This window comes from Algoriphagus aquimarinus (assembly GCF_007997215.1).
In the GTDB taxonomy this organism is placed as follows: Bacteria; Bacteroidota; Bacteroidia; order Cytophagales; family Cyclobacteriaceae; genus Algoriphagus; species Algoriphagus aquimarinus_A.
The window spans coordinates 84,322-102,589 of record NZ_VORW01000008.1; the positions used below are offsets into that span (position 1 = coordinate 84,322).

The 18,268-nt window shown below is 39.5% G+C and carries 13 protein-coding genes; 5 read left to right on the plus strand and 8 right to left on the minus strand.

Going from position 1 to position 18,268, the window contains the following annotated elements; translation table 11 throughout:
- The first annotated feature begins 12 nt into the window (after positions 1 to 12).
- Positions 13 to 1,986, plus strand: coding sequence for an ATP-binding protein (locus ESV85_RS13105; protein WP_146918300.1), 1,974 nt, complete (start codon positions 13 to 15; stop codon positions 1,984 to 1,986).
- Positions 1,987 to 2,001: 15 nt separating this feature from the next.
- Here ESV85_RS13105 and ESV85_RS13110 read toward each other — a convergent pair whose 3' ends face one another.
- Complete coding sequence (locus ESV85_RS13110; RefSeq protein WP_146918301.1) at positions 2,002 to 3,594, minus strand: hypothetical protein; 1,593 nt, start codon at positions 3,592 to 3,594, stop codon at positions 2,002 to 2,004.
- Positions 3,595 to 4,116: 522 nt separating this feature from the next.
- Here ESV85_RS13110 and ESV85_RS13115 point away from each other — a divergent pair.
- Positions 4,117 to 5,529, plus strand: coding sequence for a Gfo/Idh/MocA family protein (locus tag ESV85_RS13115; protein WP_146918303.1), 1,413 nt, complete (start codon positions 4,117 to 4,119; stop codon positions 5,527 to 5,529).
- A gap of 98 nt (positions 5,530 to 5,627) precedes the next feature.
- Here the strand turns inward: ESV85_RS13115 and ESV85_RS13120 are convergent, their stop codons facing one another.
- A complete protein-coding gene (locus ESV85_RS13120; RefSeq protein ID WP_146918305.1) occupies positions 5,628 to 6,491 on the minus strand; it encodes a DUF1080 domain-containing protein in 864 nt (287 codons plus the stop codon).
- A gap of 6 nt (positions 6,492 to 6,497) precedes the next feature.
- Positions 6,498 to 7,298 carry an endonuclease/exonuclease/phosphatase family protein gene (locus ESV85_RS13125; RefSeq protein WP_146918307.1) on the minus strand — a complete coding sequence of 267 codons (801 nt, stop codon included), beginning with the start codon at positions 7,296 to 7,298 and terminating at the stop codon, positions 6,498 to 6,500.
- A 305-nt stretch (positions 7,299 to 7,603) separates the two neighbouring features.
- Between ESV85_RS13125 and ESV85_RS13130 the strand changes: the two genes are divergently transcribed.
- On the plus strand, positions 7,604 to 9,238 hold the full coding sequence (locus ESV85_RS13130; protein WP_146918309.1) for a hypothetical protein: 1,635 nt from the start codon (positions 7,604 to 7,606) through the stop codon (positions 9,236 to 9,238).
- A gap of 161 nt (positions 9,239 to 9,399) precedes the next feature.
- Here ESV85_RS13130 and ESV85_RS13135 read toward each other — a convergent pair whose 3' ends face one another.
- Positions 9,400 to 9,774 (minus strand): PRC-barrel domain-containing protein, encoded by a 375-nt coding sequence (locus ESV85_RS13135; protein WP_146918311.1) that lies wholly within the window; start codon positions 9,772 to 9,774, stop codon positions 9,400 to 9,402.
- Positions 9,775 to 10,259: 485 nt separating this feature from the next.
- A complete protein-coding gene (locus ESV85_RS13140) occupies positions 10,260 to 10,892 on the minus strand; it encodes an FMN-binding negative transcriptional regulator (protein WP_146918313.1) in 633 nt (210 codons plus the stop codon).
- 109 nt (positions 10,893 to 11,001) lie between these two features.
- On the opposite strand from ESV85_RS13140, the gene ESV85_RS13145 reads away from it, so the two are divergent.
- The gene (locus tag ESV85_RS13145) at positions 11,002 to 13,257 is read left to right on the plus strand and encodes a helix-turn-helix domain-containing protein (RefSeq protein WP_146918315.1); all 2,256 of its coding nucleotides are present in this window, start codon (positions 11,002 to 11,004) and stop codon (positions 13,255 to 13,257) included.
- Between the two features lie 191 nt (positions 13,258 to 13,448).
- On the opposite strand, the gene ESV85_RS13150 is transcribed toward ESV85_RS13145, so the two are convergent.
- A complete protein-coding gene (locus ESV85_RS13150) occupies positions 13,449 to 14,024 on the minus strand; it encodes a DJ-1/PfpI family protein (protein WP_146918317.1) in 576 nt (191 codons plus the stop codon).
- A 537-nt stretch (positions 14,025 to 14,561) separates the two neighbouring features.
- Here ESV85_RS13150 and ESV85_RS13155 point away from each other — a divergent pair.
- Positions 14,562 to 15,407: an alpha/beta hydrolase gene (locus tag ESV85_RS13155; RefSeq protein WP_146918319.1), complete on the plus strand. Its 846-nt coding sequence runs from the start codon at positions 14,562 to 14,564 to the stop codon at positions 15,405 to 15,407.
- A 9-nt stretch (positions 15,408 to 15,416) separates the two neighbouring features.
- Here ESV85_RS13155 and ESV85_RS13160 read toward each other — a convergent pair whose 3' ends face one another.
- Complete coding sequence (locus ESV85_RS13160; protein WP_146918321.1) at positions 15,417 to 15,902, minus strand: VOC family protein; 486 nt, start codon at positions 15,900 to 15,902, stop codon at positions 15,417 to 15,419.
- A gap of 96 nt (positions 15,903 to 15,998) precedes the next feature.
- On the minus strand, positions 15,999 to 18,152 hold the full coding sequence (locus ESV85_RS13165; RefSeq protein ID WP_146918322.1) for an alpha-glucuronidase family glycosyl hydrolase: 2,154 nt from the start codon (positions 18,150 to 18,152) through the stop codon (positions 15,999 to 16,001).
- Between the last annotated feature and the right edge of the window lie 116 nt (positions 18,153 to 18,268).

The following is an 18,268-nucleotide window of genomic DNA, read 5'->3' on the forward strand; positions in this document are numbered from 1 at the left end:
TAAATATTCCCTATGAAAAAGTATCCTTTCAAATTTCTTGATTCCTATCAGAGAGAAGATAGAGGTGTATTCTTTGGGAGAGATGAGGAGATCAACGCCTTGTACGAAATGGTGTTTCAGTCGGCAACTGTCCTTGTTTACGGAGCCTCTGGTACGGGGAAAACCAGTTTGATCAATTGTGGGCTAGCAGGTAAGTTTCAGCCGCACGATTGGCACGATTTGATGATCCGAAGAGGTGCTGATATAAACAACTCATTAAAATCAGAATTGGAGAAGGCTGGTGGAAAAGTGGCGACGGATTTTGATGAAACAAAATATCTAAACGAGTGGGAAGTAGATAATACTAGTGAAGTTCAGGAATTGACTCCAATTAGTAAATCAATTAGGGCAGTTTATCAACAGTCCTTCAGACCTGTTTATTTGATCTTTGATCAGTTTGAAGAGCTTTTTATTCTTGGTTCTATTTCCGAGCAGGAGATTTTTATTGAAACAATCAAAGGAATTCTACAGTCTGGTCAACCTGTCAAGTTGATTTTTTCTATCCGCGAGGAATACTTGGGCTATTTATTTGAGTTTGAAAAGGCTATACCTCAACTAATGCGCAAGAAGCTACGGGTAGAACCTATGAATCTTGAAAAAGTGAAGCAGGTAATCGTCGGAGCAGCCAAATTTGAAGGATCAAATATTTCAATCAAAGAAGGTGAGGAAGATGCAGTGGCAGAAAGTATTTTTAATAAAATCAAAGGGGGTAAAAAATCACTCACGATACAGTTGCCATTTTTGCAGGTTTTCCTGGACAAGCTTTACCTGAATATCACGGGTGACAAAAAGCGTGAAATGCCTGCTGAATTTACATTGGACGCAGTGAATGAAATGGGAGAGATTGGAGATATATTGAGCAATTTTCTAGAAGAGCAGGTTGCTGATATTTCTAAAGAATTGAAAGGGAAATACCCGAGTCTAAAACCTGAGCTCACCTGGAAAATACTTTCTCCCTTTGCTACACTTGAAGGTACGAAAGACCCGATTACTAAGAAGGAATTGTTCGACCGCTTGCCAGATTTAGATCAACAAATGGTGGCTGATGTAGTAGAAGCTTTTTCCAAAAATAGGCTGCTCCGCTACAATGAGAATACGGATACGTTTGAGATTGCTCATGATTCTCTAGCCAAACCCATTGCAGAAAAGAGAAGTGTAGAAGAAACTGCTTTGCTTGAAATCAAGCGCTTGGTCAAAAGTCAGGTGGGTGTAAAGGAGGAGGCAAGAGAGTTTTTTACAGAGAAGCAACTCATCTATATAGAGCCATATTTGTGTAAGTTTAAACAAAGTGAGGAAGAGAGAAACTGGATTGTCAAAAGCAAGGAAGCTCTTCAACTGGAAAAGCAGAAAGAAGCTAAACGCAAGTACGATGACTTGGTGAAAAGCAAGAAGTCAATGTTTTTGAAAATTGCTGTTGGAGTAGTTGTGGTTATCGCTGGGCTATTTATTGTTTTGGCTATGAAAGCCCAAAAAAATGCGGTTGATGCTTTGGTAGCAGGTGCAGAAGCTATAAGTGCAAATAATACATCAATCCAATTGTTAAATGAGGTTTTGGGAAGTTCAGGAGAGAAATACGAAAACCTAACGAATGAACAGATCCAAGATATTATTTACAAAGAGAAAACGTATCCACTTGATAGCTTAATTGAAATTAGAGCTTCCGTCAGTCCATCCAATGCTGGTGGCAACAACAGAAATTATACTATGTGGCTAGAGTTTCCATTGTTGAGGAAAGATGAAATAAGAGAAGTACAGTACAATTTTTGCAAGGGCTTTATTGATCAAACACGAATTTCAAAAGATCCTAGCTCTTCCTTTTCCATAGGATACCTTGGTTATGGATACTGTCCAACTATGAAGATTGACGTGATTCTTAGTGATGGGGACACGCTCCATAGGTACTTCTCTTTTAAGGAATTCTTTGCATCAAATCCTCTCACAGAATAATTTCAAAGATCCGTTTTACTGGATTATGCTAATTAATCCAGCATTCTTCAAATGATCTTGCACCGTTAGTTTCCCGCTGAGATCCAATTCGGGTACTTCGCCTATATCATTTTGATGGAAATGGTATACAAATATGGATAGGACCTTACTTGGAAGACTTTTATTTTTCAATTCTTCAGGAAGAGTATTATAGCTGTTTTTTAGAATTTGCTCTGCAAAACCTGCAGTCATCACCTCATAGCTCATGGTGGCAGGCTTAGATGCTACGATTAAAGCAAACATCCTGAATTCGGACTCAACCTTGAAAAACATTGACTTGAATATTTCATAGTATGAGAATTTCCCGTCACCACCGACGTTTTCGGAAAAGCGGCTGTCAGTAGGAACGCTTGAGCCATTGATATTGAATTTCTCTAAACTAGTAGTCATTGCAAATCCATCCATATCATAGTAATAATGGAGCTGATTTTTGTACCCTGAATTGCTAAAACCCGCACTTAGAAATGAATCCACTTGGCCTAGAGTAGATAAAGGAGGCTTATAATTTGATTTTATGAATTTAGCTGAAGCACGTGGGGCAGGGTTTGGAAAGAAATAATTCTGAAACTCCATAGAAGGTTGATTCATCATTGCACTGGGAGAACTGATTGGTGCCCCACCATCCAAATCCTTATTTTGAGCAAACTTCCTAGTTAACTCGCTGAGTAGCTCGTCAAGGACCTTAGTATTTAACTCTTCCCTGATGAATTTATCGTCTTCCTTTTTCACTCGACTTAAGAAATCATCATAGGCTTCAAACAAAACAGTCTTATTAAAATTCCTTGGAACCCGAGTTCTTCTTGATGCAAGCTGTTTTAACTGAATGTATCTAGAAAGTATATCCAATCTTGAGTCGGCTGCATATTCAAGTTTTATAAAATTGGAATTCCCAAAAGAATAAGGATGGAAATCGGGAGTATTATTTCGGATTTCCATACTAAGCGGCATATCGTAAATCCCTGCAAAATAGGTTAGGGAATCAACGTAGAATCTATCGGTATTTTTTGCCGCTAAAAAAATCCGCTGAAAATCAGGGTATAAATCTTCGTTAAACAGGGAGTTGTACTCATTTTTTAGACTCCTGATTTCAGTTTTCAATAGGAGATTTGATTCTGAATCAAATTTGATCATTTCATAGAGCTGTTTCTTTTCGTTATGAAATGTCTGGAAATCATCAATTTTTGCAGAATTGTAAAAGTTAATTCCTCTATCTAGAATGCTTTTTAATCTGCGTAATAAACCCCGGCTGACTTCACCTTTATTGAGGCTTAGTAGCTTCGATTGATTTTGATAAAATAATGCATTTGTGAAATTGTAGAGCGTAGAATTTTCATTGATAAAAGAGATGCCTTTGATTGATTTGATTTCATCATTCTCGAAGGAAAGTATTTTTTTTATTCGTTCTACAGGTATGGAATCAAAATAGGTTTCCGTCAAATACAGGTTCATGTAAGCTTGCGCCAATGTTATTGTATCATTTTTATTAGGTTTAGTATTTTCTTGGGCTCTAACAGTACCTACAAAAGCTATCATGAGAAAGCTAAAAAAGAGGGGCTTGAAAAATTTCATTTTACTTGAATTAATGAATGATAGATGCTCCCACTAAAATTTAAAAGATGGGATTGATTGAGTATAACAATATCCTTGCATTAATATAAGCTTTAAATTGCTTATTGTCTATTTATATATCTGGTAATCAGTGTTGTGTAATAAATTTTTTGATATATGATGTTCTTTTCGGAACTGAATCTTTCTTCAGTGTTTGCGTGTCATTTTTATAATCAAATAAAAACTCCTAGTTGATTATTTGATCTATGTCATTTTATAAGGAATTGCTATAGCTTATTTTTGTATCGAAGAATCCAAACAGTCCTTCCTTTAAAGTTTGCTGGAAAAACCCAAATCATTCTTAATTTTTTTCTTAATATCTGGGCTACTGAATAGTAATCCTTGCAAGTAACTTATAAATAGGTAGTCCCAAATATTAGGTAGAGATAACCGAAGGCCAAAAGCTTTCGGTTTTTTTCTTTGAAAGGCACCCGTACTTCCTTTATTTTTTTATTAATTAGCTAAGTCAATAGATTATAGCATATGAAAAATAACCAGAGAAGAGAGTTTCTGAAATCTACCGGCCTGGTAGGATTGGGACTTTTCGGGGCGGGCAGTACCCTCGCCAATGAATTTGAGAACCTTCCTTTACAAGCAAAAAAGGGCGTAAATCGAATTCAATCTTTTAATATGAGTGGTTTTGCCGCTCCTAAAATTGATACTGTCCGAGTTGGGATAGTTGGGCTAGGAATGAGAGGGCCTGGTGCTGTTGATAGATTGAGCAAAATAGAAAATGTGGAGATTAAGGCACTTTGCGATTTGCTACCAGAAAGGGTAGAAAAAGCAAAGGCCCAATTGAAAGACTCTCCGCATAAGCCAGATGGTTATTCTGGAAATGCATATGCTTTCAAAGAGATGATGGATCGTGATGATTTGGATTTGATTTATATCGCTACACCTTGGGAATGGCATACTCCAATGGCAGTTTATGCTATGGAAGCTGGTAAACATGCTGCTTGTGAGGTTCCTATTGCTCGTACACTTGAAGAGTGCTGGCAGTTGGTAGAGACATCTGAGCGTACCAAAAAGCATTGTATGCAGTTGGAGAACTGCTGCTACGATTTCTTCGAGTTAATGACTTTGAAAATGACACGTGAAGGTTACTTCGGCGAAGTACTTCATGTAGAAGGCGCTTACATCCATGATTTGCTTGCTTTAAACTTCAAGAAAGATGGCGGTTACCAGGATATGTGGAGGCTGAAAGAAAATTATCGTGATGGTAATTTGTATGCTACACACGGACTTGGACCTATTTGTCAGATTTTGAATATCAATAGAGGTGACCAGATGGATTATTTGACATCTACCTCTACCAATGATTTCTCCATGCATGCTGAAGCTAAGAAATTGGCTGAGCAGGATAATTTCTTTGCTTCGTATGCACAGAAAAATTTCCGTGGAAACATGAATACTTCTATGGTGAAGACCAAAAATGGTAAAACCATCATGATTCAGCATGATGTATCTTCACCTCGTCCATATTCCCGACTTCATGTAGTCAGTGGGACAGAAGGATATGCACAGAAATATCCTGAAGCAAAAGTATCTAAAGGACATGGCTGGTTGAAAGACGAGGAATTCAAGGATTTGGAAACAAAGTACACTCCAGAAATCATCCAGAAAGTAGGAGAGCTAGCCAAGAAAGTAGGAGGCCATGGTGGCATGGATTTTATGATGGATTGGAGATTGATCGATTGCCTTAGAAATGGACTTCCTCTTGATCAGGATGTCTATGATGCCGCGCTTTGGAGCTGTGTTTCTCCACTCAGTGAGTGGTCTGTAGCTAATAGATCTAACTCCATCGATGTACCTGATTTTACTGGAGGGAACTGGAAAACAAATGCTCCGGTGAACATTACCCTTGCAGGTGGAGGAACCACAGGAGTGAGAGTTTAATCCTTAAGTAGCAAGAGATTAAAATATACGCTTGCCTGAAAATAAGAAAGCCCGCTGATCAGTTGATGATTAGCGGGCTTTTACTTTGACTTGAATTTTTACTTGGAATGTACTGGCTTGGAAGCTAAACCTTCATTTACAACTTGCTCAAGTTTTTTCTGATCACCCATATATTCGGTAAGATCAATTAAGCGCACTGTTCTGAAGTCGATAGGGTGGCTTTCACTCTGTAAGGAAATCCATCCACCAGTTAGCATCTGGCCATCTACTTTCGCTTTTGGGTCCACTGGATTCACATTTCCACCACCTATTTGAGGCTTTGAATAGCTAATCACGGTGTCTTGACCTACTAGATGATGCACATCGCCATTTCCTAATACAATGAAATTGGCAGTTACCCACTGATCACCATGATAGGTTTCAGAAGTGGAATTAACACAATGCGAAGTGATAAGTTTGTCGTCTATTACTACGTTGGTTCCTGGAGTACATAGATTACAAGTACTTCTTTTATCTTTTCCATTTCCGCCTAGGAACTGAGCCTCAATAGAAATCGGGAAATCCTGATCTTTAAGCATGGTCTTGGGATCCTGACAATGAAGCATCGCTCCAGAATTTCTAGTAGCCCATCCTTCTCCACCGTTCGCTTGCTCACCTACAAACCTATATTCTACTTGAAGTAGGTAATTGGAAAATGACTTATTATAGAATATATGCCCGTATTGCTGGTCAAACTGATCATAGCCATCATAGCGTACTTTCATCAAGCCATCTTCTACGCGGAATGTATTTGCGAAATTATCATTCAAGTCATGAGTACGGATTTTCACTGACCAATCATCGATGTTTTTACCATTAAAAAGTGTTTGCCACTTTGGCTTTTTTGCATCTTCACTGGCATAGTTGAAGGCGAAACCTAAGCCTGCAAGGCAAAGGATTCCAATTAGAACTGTCTTTTTCATTTTATTTTAGGGGTTTATTAATCGTAGGGTTACCAAAACTGGGTAATGGTCTGAATATGGCACATCTATTACCTTGTAGTCTACAAGCTCAAAACGTTCTGAGTCATACCAGACGTAATCTATTCGTTTTCCTTCCTCAGAAATATAGGTTGGGGAGTCATCTTGAGCTACTTGCCCAGCATCACTCCATTTGGAACTAATACTTTTATATTCTTCTGATGTAGGGTCAAAATTCAAATCACCAACCCAAAATGCCGGTTTTGGGAGAGTGTCCGCATAGTTGGTTAGGGCTTCTAATTGTGCGAGTCTATTTTCAGGAAATTCGTGACAAAGATGCGTGGCGCCAAAGTATAGTTCCTGTCTGTTCTTCAATTCTATTTTCACCCAAGCAGCAGCTCTTGGCTCACCGCCAGCAGGGGATGGAAGTGCCTGAGTTTTATAATTTAAAGCTTTTTTTACCAATACTCCTTCGCCATATCCTCCTTCTTCGTAATCCATTGCCTTGGCAAAGTAGCTTCTATACCCCGTTTTTTTACCAAGCTCAGCTACCCAATTTATCTTTTGTCCATATACAGATTCTAGGCGAGTAGTCATGCTATCCATTTCCTGGAGAGCTACTACTTCGGGCTGAAGAAGAATAATCAGATTTGCGATTTCTTCTAAATTTGGTTTACAAATTGTGTCTGGGTATTCGCCATGGTAAATGTTATAAGTCAAAATCTTAAATTCAGGATTATTTTCTTGAGCAAACGCACTCCATGGTGAGCAGAGTAAAAAAGTGATAATTACTAAAGACGTTATTTTCATATTGGATCGATTACCTGATAGGTACTTTTTACTACTTCTTAAAATAAATCTGCTTGGTGGCGAAGTAAAACTATAGAATCATATTGGAAGTTAATGATTTTAAAGATTCAGGAGAATGAAAGTGGAGGTACTCTATCCTCTTTTTATTTTTATGGTGGATTTGTACTATCATAGGAGTATCTAGTTGAGGCAAAAGAAGAAACGATATAATTGTGATTTATTTGTATCTTTTTAACCACAACCTATATCATTTCACCCGTTAAATTCACCTTCACTTAAGTCATTAAGTATTAATTAATAATAGCTTGAAAAAAATTCTCTGGGTTCTTGGAACACTTATTCTGCTGAGCATAGTTTCGATATTTTTGCTTGAACAATGGCTAGTAAAAACTCTTCCTGATAGGGTGAATGCCAATGAGGATCGAGCCTATGATATTCTGTTTAAGGAAGTAGATGTAAAGCTCTTCAGTGGAAGTATAGAATTGCAGGAGATTTCCCTAAATCCATTGAAAGAAGGAATGGCTATTACCATCACGGGTACCATGAAATCGCTCAGGCTAGGTGGTGTAAATATGCTCGGTTTTATTTTTGGAAAACTAGCTGAAGTACGTGAATTGAGATTGGATGATCCTAAATTCATTTTGATTAGAAATGACTCCATCTCCAAGCAGCCAGCAGATATGTCTAAGGCCTTTCAGGGGTTATTTGGTGATTTAGTATCACGAGGTGTCATTCACAATTTTGTGCTAAATAATGGCTCAGGAGAATTTTACACCCAGTTAGATACCGCCAGAAAGTTTGGGAGCTTTGAGGATTTCCATATTTCTGCTATTAATCTAGAAACTGATTCTATACGAATGAATTATGCGATTCCATTCAAACTAGAAAGCATAAAAACCAGTTTAAAAAATCTTCAAATCAATATTAATACTGACCAAACGTTCACGCTTGGTTCACTAGACTATGACTCAAAACAAGAGGCATTTGACTTCTTTGATATTCATTTAAACTATGATGATTCCAACCTTGAAGCTTCTAAGCGATCGGAACTCCAAAAGGATTTTATAGAAATTGATGTGCAGCATTTGCGAATCGAGCAGATAAATGCGCAAAGTAATATTTATGGGAATTGGTCGATTGTAGCAGGTTTAATGACAATCGATAGCTTGCATTTGCATGACGTGCGAAATAAAAATAAGCCTCGGCCTTATGATGAACCGGAGAAGCCCATGTTTGAAAGGATGGTGGAGCAAATCCCGTTTCCAATTGAGTTAGATACTATCAGGGTATTAAATTCCAAAATCACCTATTCTGAAATTTCAGAAGGTAAATCTCATCCAGTAAGTTTAAATTTCGAAAAGCTTTCTGCGCTGATCACACATGCAGTCTCATTGGATTCTCTGCAGTCAGGAGAAATGATAATCCACGGGGAAGCCGTTCTGAATGGATTTGCACCTATGCGGATGGATGTGACAGTGCCTTATAGCAATGATAGCACAAAGGAAAAATTTCATTTGGTAGCAAGTGTGGATCCTTTTAGTTTACCATCCTTAAATGGGATTCTGGGAGACCTGGTGTCTGTGAATATAAATTCTGGTACGATGGAAAAGCTAGAAATCACGATGGATGCATCACGGTATACCTCATCGAATTTCATGAAATTTCACTATAAAGATCTAAAGCTGGAATTAAGGGATGAGGATGCCAAAAAGCTAAAGCTCAAGTCAACACTTGCAAATATTCTTACATCTAGTAATAACCTTCCTGAAAACAGAAATTATAAAACTGCCCAGTTTCAAACACAGCGAAATATATATCGCGGCACTTTCAATCTAATCTGGGAATCCATTAGGGAAGGGATGTTGGAAATTGTACCAGGTGATTTGATGCAACTATTGACGAAGGAACAAGACCCGTCGGATGGAGGGAAAAGAAGGTGATTCTTACTGTATAAGTTATCAGTCTCAGTCACCTATAGCAAATTGATTTAATGTAAATCATCGATATCACTTGCCATGCATTCTTGCGTGAAGGTGGAGGCTAAACAATAAAAAAGGCTCTCCAAAAATGGAGAGCCTCACTTAGAATCCAAGCGCCACGCCTATTCAATTAACGCTCTTCTTCTTTCAAATCCATAATACGTATGGACACTATTGATGAATTCATGTTGAGGTCCTACTGGCCAGTCATCGTCATCAAAACCTGGAGCATTCTCTAGCTTTTCTTTTTCGACCTTTACAATGATAACATCACGTTGGTGACCGTGAAAATCAAAAGCCTCCCAAGGAAGAGCTAACAGTTTATTTCCAAGATTTAGAAAACCTGCATCAACTGATAGAACAACGTATGCTACTTCACCTGTTTCGGTGTCAAGCATAATGTCCTTAATAGTTCCTACTGATTCATCTTTTATTGTTTTTACGGTGCAATTTGCCGCAGTTGAGCTACTGATTGGAAAATGATATTCGGTATTCATGGTTAAGTTGGTTAAGTGAAAATTAGTGTTGTATTTACTAATAAACCAAGGTTATGCCATGCCGCTAAAAATGGGTTTTGAAGCGGGTAAGGTATTTTTTTAAGATTTTTTATGTGTTGGAAAAGGACGATCTGGGTAATGATATCCGCAAGTGAATTTGAAGAAAAAATAAGTTACTAGATGTTCTTTTAACCACAGTGGGCACAGAGAATTTCGAGAGAGTGCAAGCGCCTATTGTTGAATAAATGGAATTTGTCCCATAGGGACACACTATGGGTAGAAAGAAAATTATACCAAGATTAGCAGTGCCGTTAGGTACGGCTCTATAAATCAAAGAAAAAGCTATCAAGCATTAAGAGGGATCTAGTTATGAAAAGATCCTGGTGGTTCAAGTCTCCTGACTTGGGCCTATTTAAGAAATGTTTACCCAATCCCTTTCTTTACAATCGAAAAGTCGAACCCCGAGCAAAGTCGAGGAAAGAAACCTAAGATCTTGAGTAATCAGACCTGTCTTTTCTCATTTCTTCAGCTAGCTCTTTATCCAAAGGAAATGCACTCTCTTCCAGATTTTTCACAATGTTCTGATGATTTACCCCGTCTCTATTTTGCGAGAGCTTTCTACTTCCATGCACTTCAGTTATCACTATCTCAAAACCCACCAACGCTTTTACTTGTTTTGCAACATAATCTACACTCATCGTCTCCACACTAACACGGTTTGGACGTCCATCTTCATAGATGTTTACCAGTTTTTTCAAATGGTCCATAAGCTCTTCGCCTTCTATTAGTTTTACCTTTCCATATACATGTACAGCTAGATAATTCCATGTGGGCACATTTTCGTGATTATACCAAGAAGAAGAAATGTACGCATGTGGGCCTTGAAAAATGACTAGCACTTCCTGATCATCCGCAAGGTTTTTCCATTGTGGATTTGCCTTCGCGATATGTCCAGATAGGATTGCTTTTCCATCTTTATTCTGATCCAAGACAAAGGGTAAATGTGTTGCCCAAGGCTTTTCATCTATTTGAGAAACTAGCGTCGCAAAAGCATTTTTTTGGATAAAAGCGGCTACCTCTGCATCTTCTTTCCAGCGGTTTAATAGATGGATATACATGTAATTAGTTTGAGGTTTTGGATTTAATAAATGAAATTAGAGATAGGAATAGAAAGTATAAGATTTCTAACTCCATTTTATTCATTTTTAAAAATAGTAGTTTCGCTAAATGGAAAATCAAAGTACTGATAAACTAGAGCTGGCCGCTAAGTTTGTCAACAATACCGGAGCACCGATTTTTTTGACTGGAAAAGCAGGAACAGGCAAGACCACTTTTCTGAAAAATCTGGCCTTGCAAACGCACAAAAATCACGTGATCGTAGCGCCTACAGGCATTGCAGCTCTGAATGCAGGTGGAGTTACGATTCATTCTCAGTTCCTGTTTCCTCTTGGTTTTTTTCTTCCTGTCAACGAACCAGAAGGTAATTTCTCGGATCAATACGGTTGCTTTACGCAGCATACCTTGATCAGAAAACATCCGCTGAATGCAATCAGAAAGAATGTGCTGAAATCTATAGAACTACTGGTGATCGATGAGGTCAGTATGCTCCGAGCTGATGTGCTGGATGCGATAGATTATAGGTTGCGAACTGTCAAAAGGAATTTTAATACGCCCTTTGGTGGAGTGCAAGTGCTGATGATTGGGGATCTTTTCCAGCTTCCGCCGATTGTTCGTGAAAATGAGTGGCAGGTGCTCAGTAAATTTTACCCAAGCATGCACTTTTTTGAAGCCCGGGTTTTGCAGGATTCGGGATTGGTTTACCTTGAGCTGGATAAAATTTTCCGTCAGCAGGATGAAGACTTCATTCAAGTCCTGAATCATCTCCGAGAGAATGTGGTGACTGCCGAAGATATTACGCTTTTGAACAAGCATTATAAAACTCAAGAAGAGATCGCAGAAATCAAAGACTGCATCACGATCACGACTCACAATTATAAGGCTGATCAGATTAACCGGGATCGACTGATGGCGCTGAAAGGCGAATCGAAGTTTTACGAGGCGGACATAGAAAATGATTTTCCTGAAAACATCTATCCCTTGCCCAAATCGCTTGAGCTTCGGGTAGGAGCGCAGGTCATGTTTATCAAGAACGATAGCTCAGGAAATCAGGATTATTTCAATGGAAAACTGGCGACAGTAGAGGAGCTGGAAGAGGATCAAATCAAAGTATTGCTGGAGGGCAAGCGGTTTGTCTACCAGCTGAGAAAGGAGATTTGGGAGAATAAAAAGTACGTCATCAATCCAGATACCAAGGAGCTAGAAGAGGAAGTGATCGGGACATTCAGTCAGTATCCTATCAAAACTGCCTGGGCTGTGACTGTTCATAAAAGCCAGGGTTTAACCTTTGATCAAGCCATAATAGATGTGGGTAATGCTTTTGCTCCAGGTCAGGTCTATGTGGCGTTGAGCCGTCTCCGAAGTTTGGAGGGATTGGTCTTGAGAACAAGAATTCAAAACAATGCACTTCAATCTGATTCACAGGTTCAGACTTTTGTAGAGAGCGCCAAAAAGCATTCAAAACTAGATGAACTACTGGGTGCTTACCAGCAGCGATACCTTTCGCTTTTGTCTGGAGAGACATTCGATTTAGCTAGTTTGTTTCAGGAGATCAATAGTTTCCAGCGGAAGAATGATAGTTCGCTGGAGTTTGAAGATCCAGAGATGCAGAAAGCGGTAGGGGAGATTGCTGCGTTGATAAAAAAGGAAGTAGGAACTGCAGCTAAGTTTAGCAATCAGCTTCGCTTTCTCTTGCAGCAGAATGACAAAGAGAAACTGATGGAGCGATTGGAAAAGGGGTCTTCCTATTTCAAGAACTTTTTGAAAGAAGCTTTAGAGAAAATTTTGGTGCATAGAGCAGAGGTGGAACGCTTTTCCAGAACAAAAACCTACGCAAATAGCCTGGAAGAATTGGAAGTGAGTCTGCTGAGAAAGTATGGCGATATTAATAAAGTAAGCCAATTGATTGCTTCGATTTTAGATGGGGAGATTCCCGGCAAAATGAATGATTTGGAGCAGGATAAAATCAATCTTCGACTTCGACTGGCAGAGGCGGCTAAACAGGCAGCTGCTGATAATCCGAAATTCGCTAGTAATAAGACAGGTAGGAAAAAGGCTGGTAAGGCAAATCTGAAAAGAAAAGTTGGAGAGACTTATGAGACCACCTTTGGGATGATCAATGCGGGAAAAAGCATTGGTGATATTGTAGTTGCACGAGGATTGGCAGAATCTACTATCAAAAGTCATCTGGCTAAGGGAATCGCAGAAGGGAGAGTTGAGTTGGAAGATTGCTTACCTATGGAGGTTATTTCTGAGATCAGCTCCCAAATCGAAAACATCAGGAATTTGCAGGCGCTTCGGATACATTTCGAAGGAAAATACGATTACAATACCATCAAAATGGTTGTTGCTGGAAAGCAGGATTAATATGATAGATGTCGTTGTTCGGTTAGAAGTAAAGTGAGTAACTATAACTTGAATGAAATTCAATCAAAGCCAACTTCCTGATTTTGCTTAGAATTAAATTGATAATCCTTTCTTCAAATGCCTGCTTAAACTCATAAAAAAGGCCTTTCAGACTAATCTGAAAGGCCTTTTAATGTTTTAGCTAGAAGCTATCAAAGTGTGATTTTTGCTCCCAATACTTTTAGGAACTCACGGATCCAAGCTGGATGACCTGGCCATGCTGGCGATGTTACCAAATTGCCGTCAACATAAGCGTCGGTAGCAGGAATGTTTTGGTAATCACCACCTGCGATAGTCACTTCTGGTCCTACAGCAGGATAAGCAGTTAGTTTCCTTCCTTTGACTACTCCTGCGGCGGTTAGTATCTGTATGCCATGGCATACGGCGGCTACTGGCTTGTTCGTATCAAAGAAGTGCCTTACAATCTCCAGAAGTTTCTGGTTTAACCGAAGGTATTCTGGTGCGCGACCACCAGCAATCGCCAAGCCTACGTAATCATCCACATCAATTTGGTCAAAAGAATAGCTCAGCATAAAGTTGTGACCTGGCTTCTCAGTGTAAGTCAGATCGCCTTCAAAGTCATGAATCGCTGTTTTGATAGTTTCACCTTTTTTCTTTCCAGGGCAAACTGAATGAACTTCATAGCCCACCATTTCCAGCATCTGAACTGGAACCATGGTTTCGTAATCTTCTGCAAAATCTCCGGTTAGGAATAATATCTTTTTCATTTTCTTGAAATTAGTTGGTTTGAAAAATGGGTAGAAATTCTACCTTTTATAGTAAGATCAATTTATGAAAATGCGATTGGAATGAGGTTAACCCTTAGTTAAGTTTTGCTAATGATTTTCATAAAATAGGACTTCGACTTCTTTACTAAAGACGAATTATACTTTTTACCGAAAATCATGCTGACTTCGACTTTGCTACCAATGACGGATTATAAATTTCACGGCAAATCGTGTCAGTCCGAGCGAAGTCGAGGACAATAATTTCACTTACTTTAAAAGAGCCTTCGACTTCGCTCAGTCTGACACCGTCATCACTCTTTTGTAAATTCTAAATGTTTCTTACTCAGTCTGACATCTTGATTTTATACGCTAAAGTGACGGTCGTGATTAACGACTGTCAGGTTGAGTGTCCAGCACAGCTACCAGAAGCAAAACCTCGTATGATTTCAATAAAAAGTCTTTGCATTTGCAGCCAGCTATTTTTCAGCTTTCGATTTTCTGTGCAACTTATCTCTTCAAACCCGTAAACACTTTCCCATGAATCACCTAGAAACTTCCTATAAAACTCATGATAATCAAGAGTTATACCTTCAGGCTTGGATGGTTGATTCGCCAAAGGCGTCTTTACTGCTTGTTCATGGGCTAGGAGAGCATAGCTCTAGGTATTTGCCTTTGGTAGAAAAGCTAAATGCTGTGGGCGTTTCAATTTTTACTTTCGATGGGAGAGGACATGGGAAATCAGTTCAGGGTAAGCCAACTGCTTATTTTGATTCTTATGAAGATTACCTGAAAGATATTGATGCCTTATTTGGGAAGGTGAAAAGTTACGTTCCCGGAGTTCCTGCATTTATCTATGGACATAGTATGGGTGGTGGATTAGTAGCTGCCTATGCATTAAAATATCAGCCAGAAACAGCAGGTGTGATCATGAGTTCTCCCGCGATAAAACCAGCCGAGGGTACATCTATGATTTTGATTGCAATATCTAGTCTTGTGAGTAAATATTTTCCAAGAGTAAAAGCATTGCAACTTGATGCAGAAAAAATATCCAGAATTCCTGCTGAAGTGGAAAAATACCTGAATGATCCCTTAGTATACACTGAAGCTATTCCAGCGAGAACAGGATATGAGTTGCTTCAAATGATGCGTTTTATTCAAGAAAATGCTTCGAAATTTTCTCTTCCATTTTTGTTAATGCATGGTACTGATGATGGACTGACCAATCCCAAAGGATCTGAATTGCTTTTCGAGAAAGCTAAATCATTGGATAAAACCCTCAAGATTTTCCCAGGAGGCTACCATGAATTGATCAATGATCTAGATCGGGAAGAGGTGATGAAATTGATAGTGAATTGGATAGAAAACCGAATTCCACAAGATTAACTTAATAGATTATATCTCTGCTAATAATCCATTGATGTCCAATTGTCTGGTGTACATGTTAATGCTTCCATCTGGATTCAAAGGCCAATCTTCTTTTGGTCTGTCCCAATACAATTCTACTCCGTTTTCATCTGGGTCATCTAGATATAATGCCTCAGAAACCCCATGATCTGCAGCACCAGTCAGCGGGTAGTTGGCATCCACTAGTCTCTTTAAAAGAACTGCCAGATCACGTCTAGTGGGTAAAACTATGGCTGTATGAAACAAGCCTGCCGTATTCTTTGGCGCTGGTTTCCCACCTTTACTTTGCCAAGTATTCAAACCTATGTGATGATGATAACCTCCAGCAGAAATAAACGCCGCATCCTGACCATACATGGTGACTAATTCAAAGCCAAGCAAAGTTTGATAGAAATCCAGTGATCGCTGAAGATCAGAAACTTTTAGATGTACATGCCCAATGCGTGTGGCGGCAGGGATGGTGTAATTTTTCATGAATTTGAAGTTTGAGATTTGAAATTAACCGAACTGGGCAGTGATTAGTGCCTACTTCCAAGGAAATTTCAAATCTCAAATCAATGATTTCAAATTTTAAATCCCCGGCGCATTCGGGAACATCAAGCTTTTGAAGTATTCCAAATCTCCTTCTGGCTGTTCGATATCGGCAGGGAATGGTCGGTTAGAAAATGTCTGGAAGTAAAGCAAGCAGGCATTTCTCCACCAAACAGCCTCTGTTTCCTGTACTTCTAGAAGCTGTCGTACATGCTCGAATTCAGCAGGGTCAATTTCCGATTCCAAGCTAGCCCAAGTCTGCTGCATTTGTCTTACTTCTTTCACGCCTCTATCATAATGGTAGGCGATTCCTTCCCAAAGTGTATTTCCATCTTTTAGCTTGTAATCCCATGGCAAATGATGGAACCAAAGCAAGTATTTCTCAGGGATTTGATGTGGATCTGACCATGCCTTAGCCACTTCTGGAGCGTATTGGTCCAGAGCTCCACTACCTGCACTGGTTCTATCAAATCCGATTCCCAGACTATCCGCATTATGGTAATAAGGAGCAGTCCAATCGGCTCTTCCACCCATTACCCAAGGGCCAGGACCATAGTGATGACTCCTGCCCATGATATGATGCAATCCAAGCGGAGTCATATAATCCACGGCTGCTTCATGGGATTCAAGCATGATTTCCTCGACTTTGCTCAACACATCAGGATTGGTGCCAAAAGTCAGTTTGATCCATTCTTCTGCAATTTGTTTGGATTCCAGACTGGGATCCCATGCCTGACGACCGAAAGCATACCAGTTTGACTGTCCGAATAAATGTCCAGTCCAGTTGCGGTCCGTTCCGATATTAGAGACCCCAGCAATCAGGGTTAGCTTTTGTCCGCTATCTTTTCCTTCTAGGATACTCGCAACAGTGGAGCTCGGAGTTGGACTGAAGGTTTTCGTCTTTAGCACTTCTTCCCACATAGGAGCGAGGTAAACGAGCTGAGTAGCTTGTCCTAAGTATTCCTGAGTGATTTGGAACTCCATACCCACATTGGTTTTATTGATAGCGCCAAATAGCGGGTGAACTGGCTCGCGAGGTTGGAAGTCAATCGCTCCGTTTTTGATTTGGATGATGACATTCTCTTTGAACTTGCCATCCAGCGGTTCGAATTCGCGATTTGCCTGCATATGTCTATCCACATCATTTTCATGAGAATAGACAAAAGCTCTCCATATCAAAACTCCTCCATGCGGTTCCAAAGCTTCTGCTAGCATATTTGCACCTTCTGCATGATTTCTTCCATATTCATGCGGCCCAGGCTGACCTTCGGAATTTGCTTTCACGAGAAATCCTCCAAAGTCTGGGATGAAAGAATAGATCTCATCCGTCTTCTTTTTCCAGAAAGCTATCACTTCTGGATCAAGTGGATCGGCAGTTTTCAAACCACCAATTTGAATAGGAGCTGAGAAGCGTGCAGTGAGAAAAACCTTGATTCCATAGGGTCTGAAAATGTCTGCCAAAACCTTCACTTTCTTCATGAAATCCTTGGTCAAAATCAATGCATTTGCATTCACGTTGGTAAGCGAAACGGCATTGATTCCAATGGATGCGTTGGCTCGGGCGTAGTCAGTATAGCGTGGATCCACATAGCCAGGAAGCTTGTGCCAGTCCCAAATCGAAAAACCTGCATAGCCTCTTTCGACCGTCCGATCTAAGTTGTCCCAATGGTTTAACATTCTTAACTTAATTTTCGGGCTATCAGATAATTCGGCAAATTTATCGAAAGTGTTACTTTGGATGGAATTTAGCCAATTGTAGACTCCGTAAAGCACGCCGACTGGTTGATTTCCAACTATGGTGTAAAACGATTTTCCATCCAGTTCTATATTCCCTCTCCAGTATCCATCGTCTCCAAGTGCTTTGATTTCGGCTTGCTGATCTAGAGAAAGTACTTGTGAAAGTTGCTCTCTTGAACCGATCCAAAGCTTGGTATTTTGAAGCCTTTCTTTACTATAAATAGGAGCTTTGTCAAGCATGCTTTTTGATGCCAGATTTAGCTCGTTTCTGATGGCTTCGTAAGTCGGGTTTTCACCATAAAAATAAACTCCACTCAGTAGTAGTTCTATCTCAGATTTTAATTGTGAATCGCTGATGGGCTGATAGTCCAGCCATAGTTTGTAGCCGTCATTGGCAAAAGAATTCAGGGAGATAAACAGCCAGATTAGGACTGTTAGATAAATAGGTTTGTTCATAGGTTTTAGGGTTTCCAACCCAAAAGATCGAAAAATCAAAGCTAAATCCAAGGGTTTGATTTTGAATGAGGTACTTAAATACTTGATTTTTATTCCGACAATTTTCGTCAAAACTG

What these genes read in the sequence shown, in the direction of transcription:
- ESV85_RS13105 (WP_146918300.1), top strand. Translation starts at nt 13, where the DNA reads ATGAAAAAGTATCCTTTCAAATTTCTTGATTCCTATCAGAGAGAAGAT.
- ESV85_RS13110 (WP_146918301.1), bottom strand. Translation starts at nt 3,594, where the DNA reads ATGAAATTTTTCAAGCCCCTCTTTTTTAGCTTTCTCATGATAGCTTTT.
- ESV85_RS13115 (WP_146918303.1), top strand. Translation starts at nt 4,117, where the DNA reads ATGAAAAATAACCAGAGAAGAGAGTTTCTGAAATCTACCGGCCTGGTA.
- ESV85_RS13120 (WP_146918305.1), bottom strand. Translation starts at nt 6,491, where the DNA reads ATGAAAAAGACAGTTCTAATTGGAATCCTTTGCCTTGCAGGCTTAGGT.
- ESV85_RS13125 (WP_146918307.1), bottom strand. Translation starts at nt 7,298, where the DNA reads ATGAAAATAACGTCTTTAGTAATTATCACTTTTTTACTCTGCTCACCA.
- ESV85_RS13135 (WP_146918311.1), bottom strand. Translation starts at nt 9,774, where the DNA reads ATGAATACCGAATATCATTTTCCAATCAGTAGCTCAACTGCGGCAAAT.
- ESV85_RS13140 (WP_146918313.1), bottom strand. Translation starts at nt 10,892, where the DNA reads ATGTATATCCATCTATTAAACCGCTGGAAAGAAGATGCAGAGGTAGCC.
- ESV85_RS13145 (WP_146918315.1), top strand. Translation starts at nt 11,002, where the DNA reads ATGGAAAATCAAAGTACTGATAAACTAGAGCTGGCCGCTAAGTTTGTC.
- ESV85_RS13150 (WP_146918317.1), bottom strand. Translation starts at nt 14,024, where the DNA reads ATGAAAAAGATATTATTCCTAACCGGAGATTTTGCAGAAGATTACGAA.
- ESV85_RS13155 (WP_146918319.1), top strand. Translation starts at nt 14,562, where the DNA reads ATGAATCACCTAGAAACTTCCTATAAAACTCATGATAATCAAGAGTTA.
- ESV85_RS13160 (WP_146918321.1), bottom strand. Translation starts at nt 15,902, where the DNA reads ATGAAAAATTACACCATCCCTGCCGCCACACGCATTGGGCATGTACAT.
- ESV85_RS13165 (WP_146918322.1), bottom strand. Translation starts at nt 18,152, where the DNA reads ATGAACAAACCTATTTATCTAACAGTCCTAATCTGGCTGTTTATCTCC.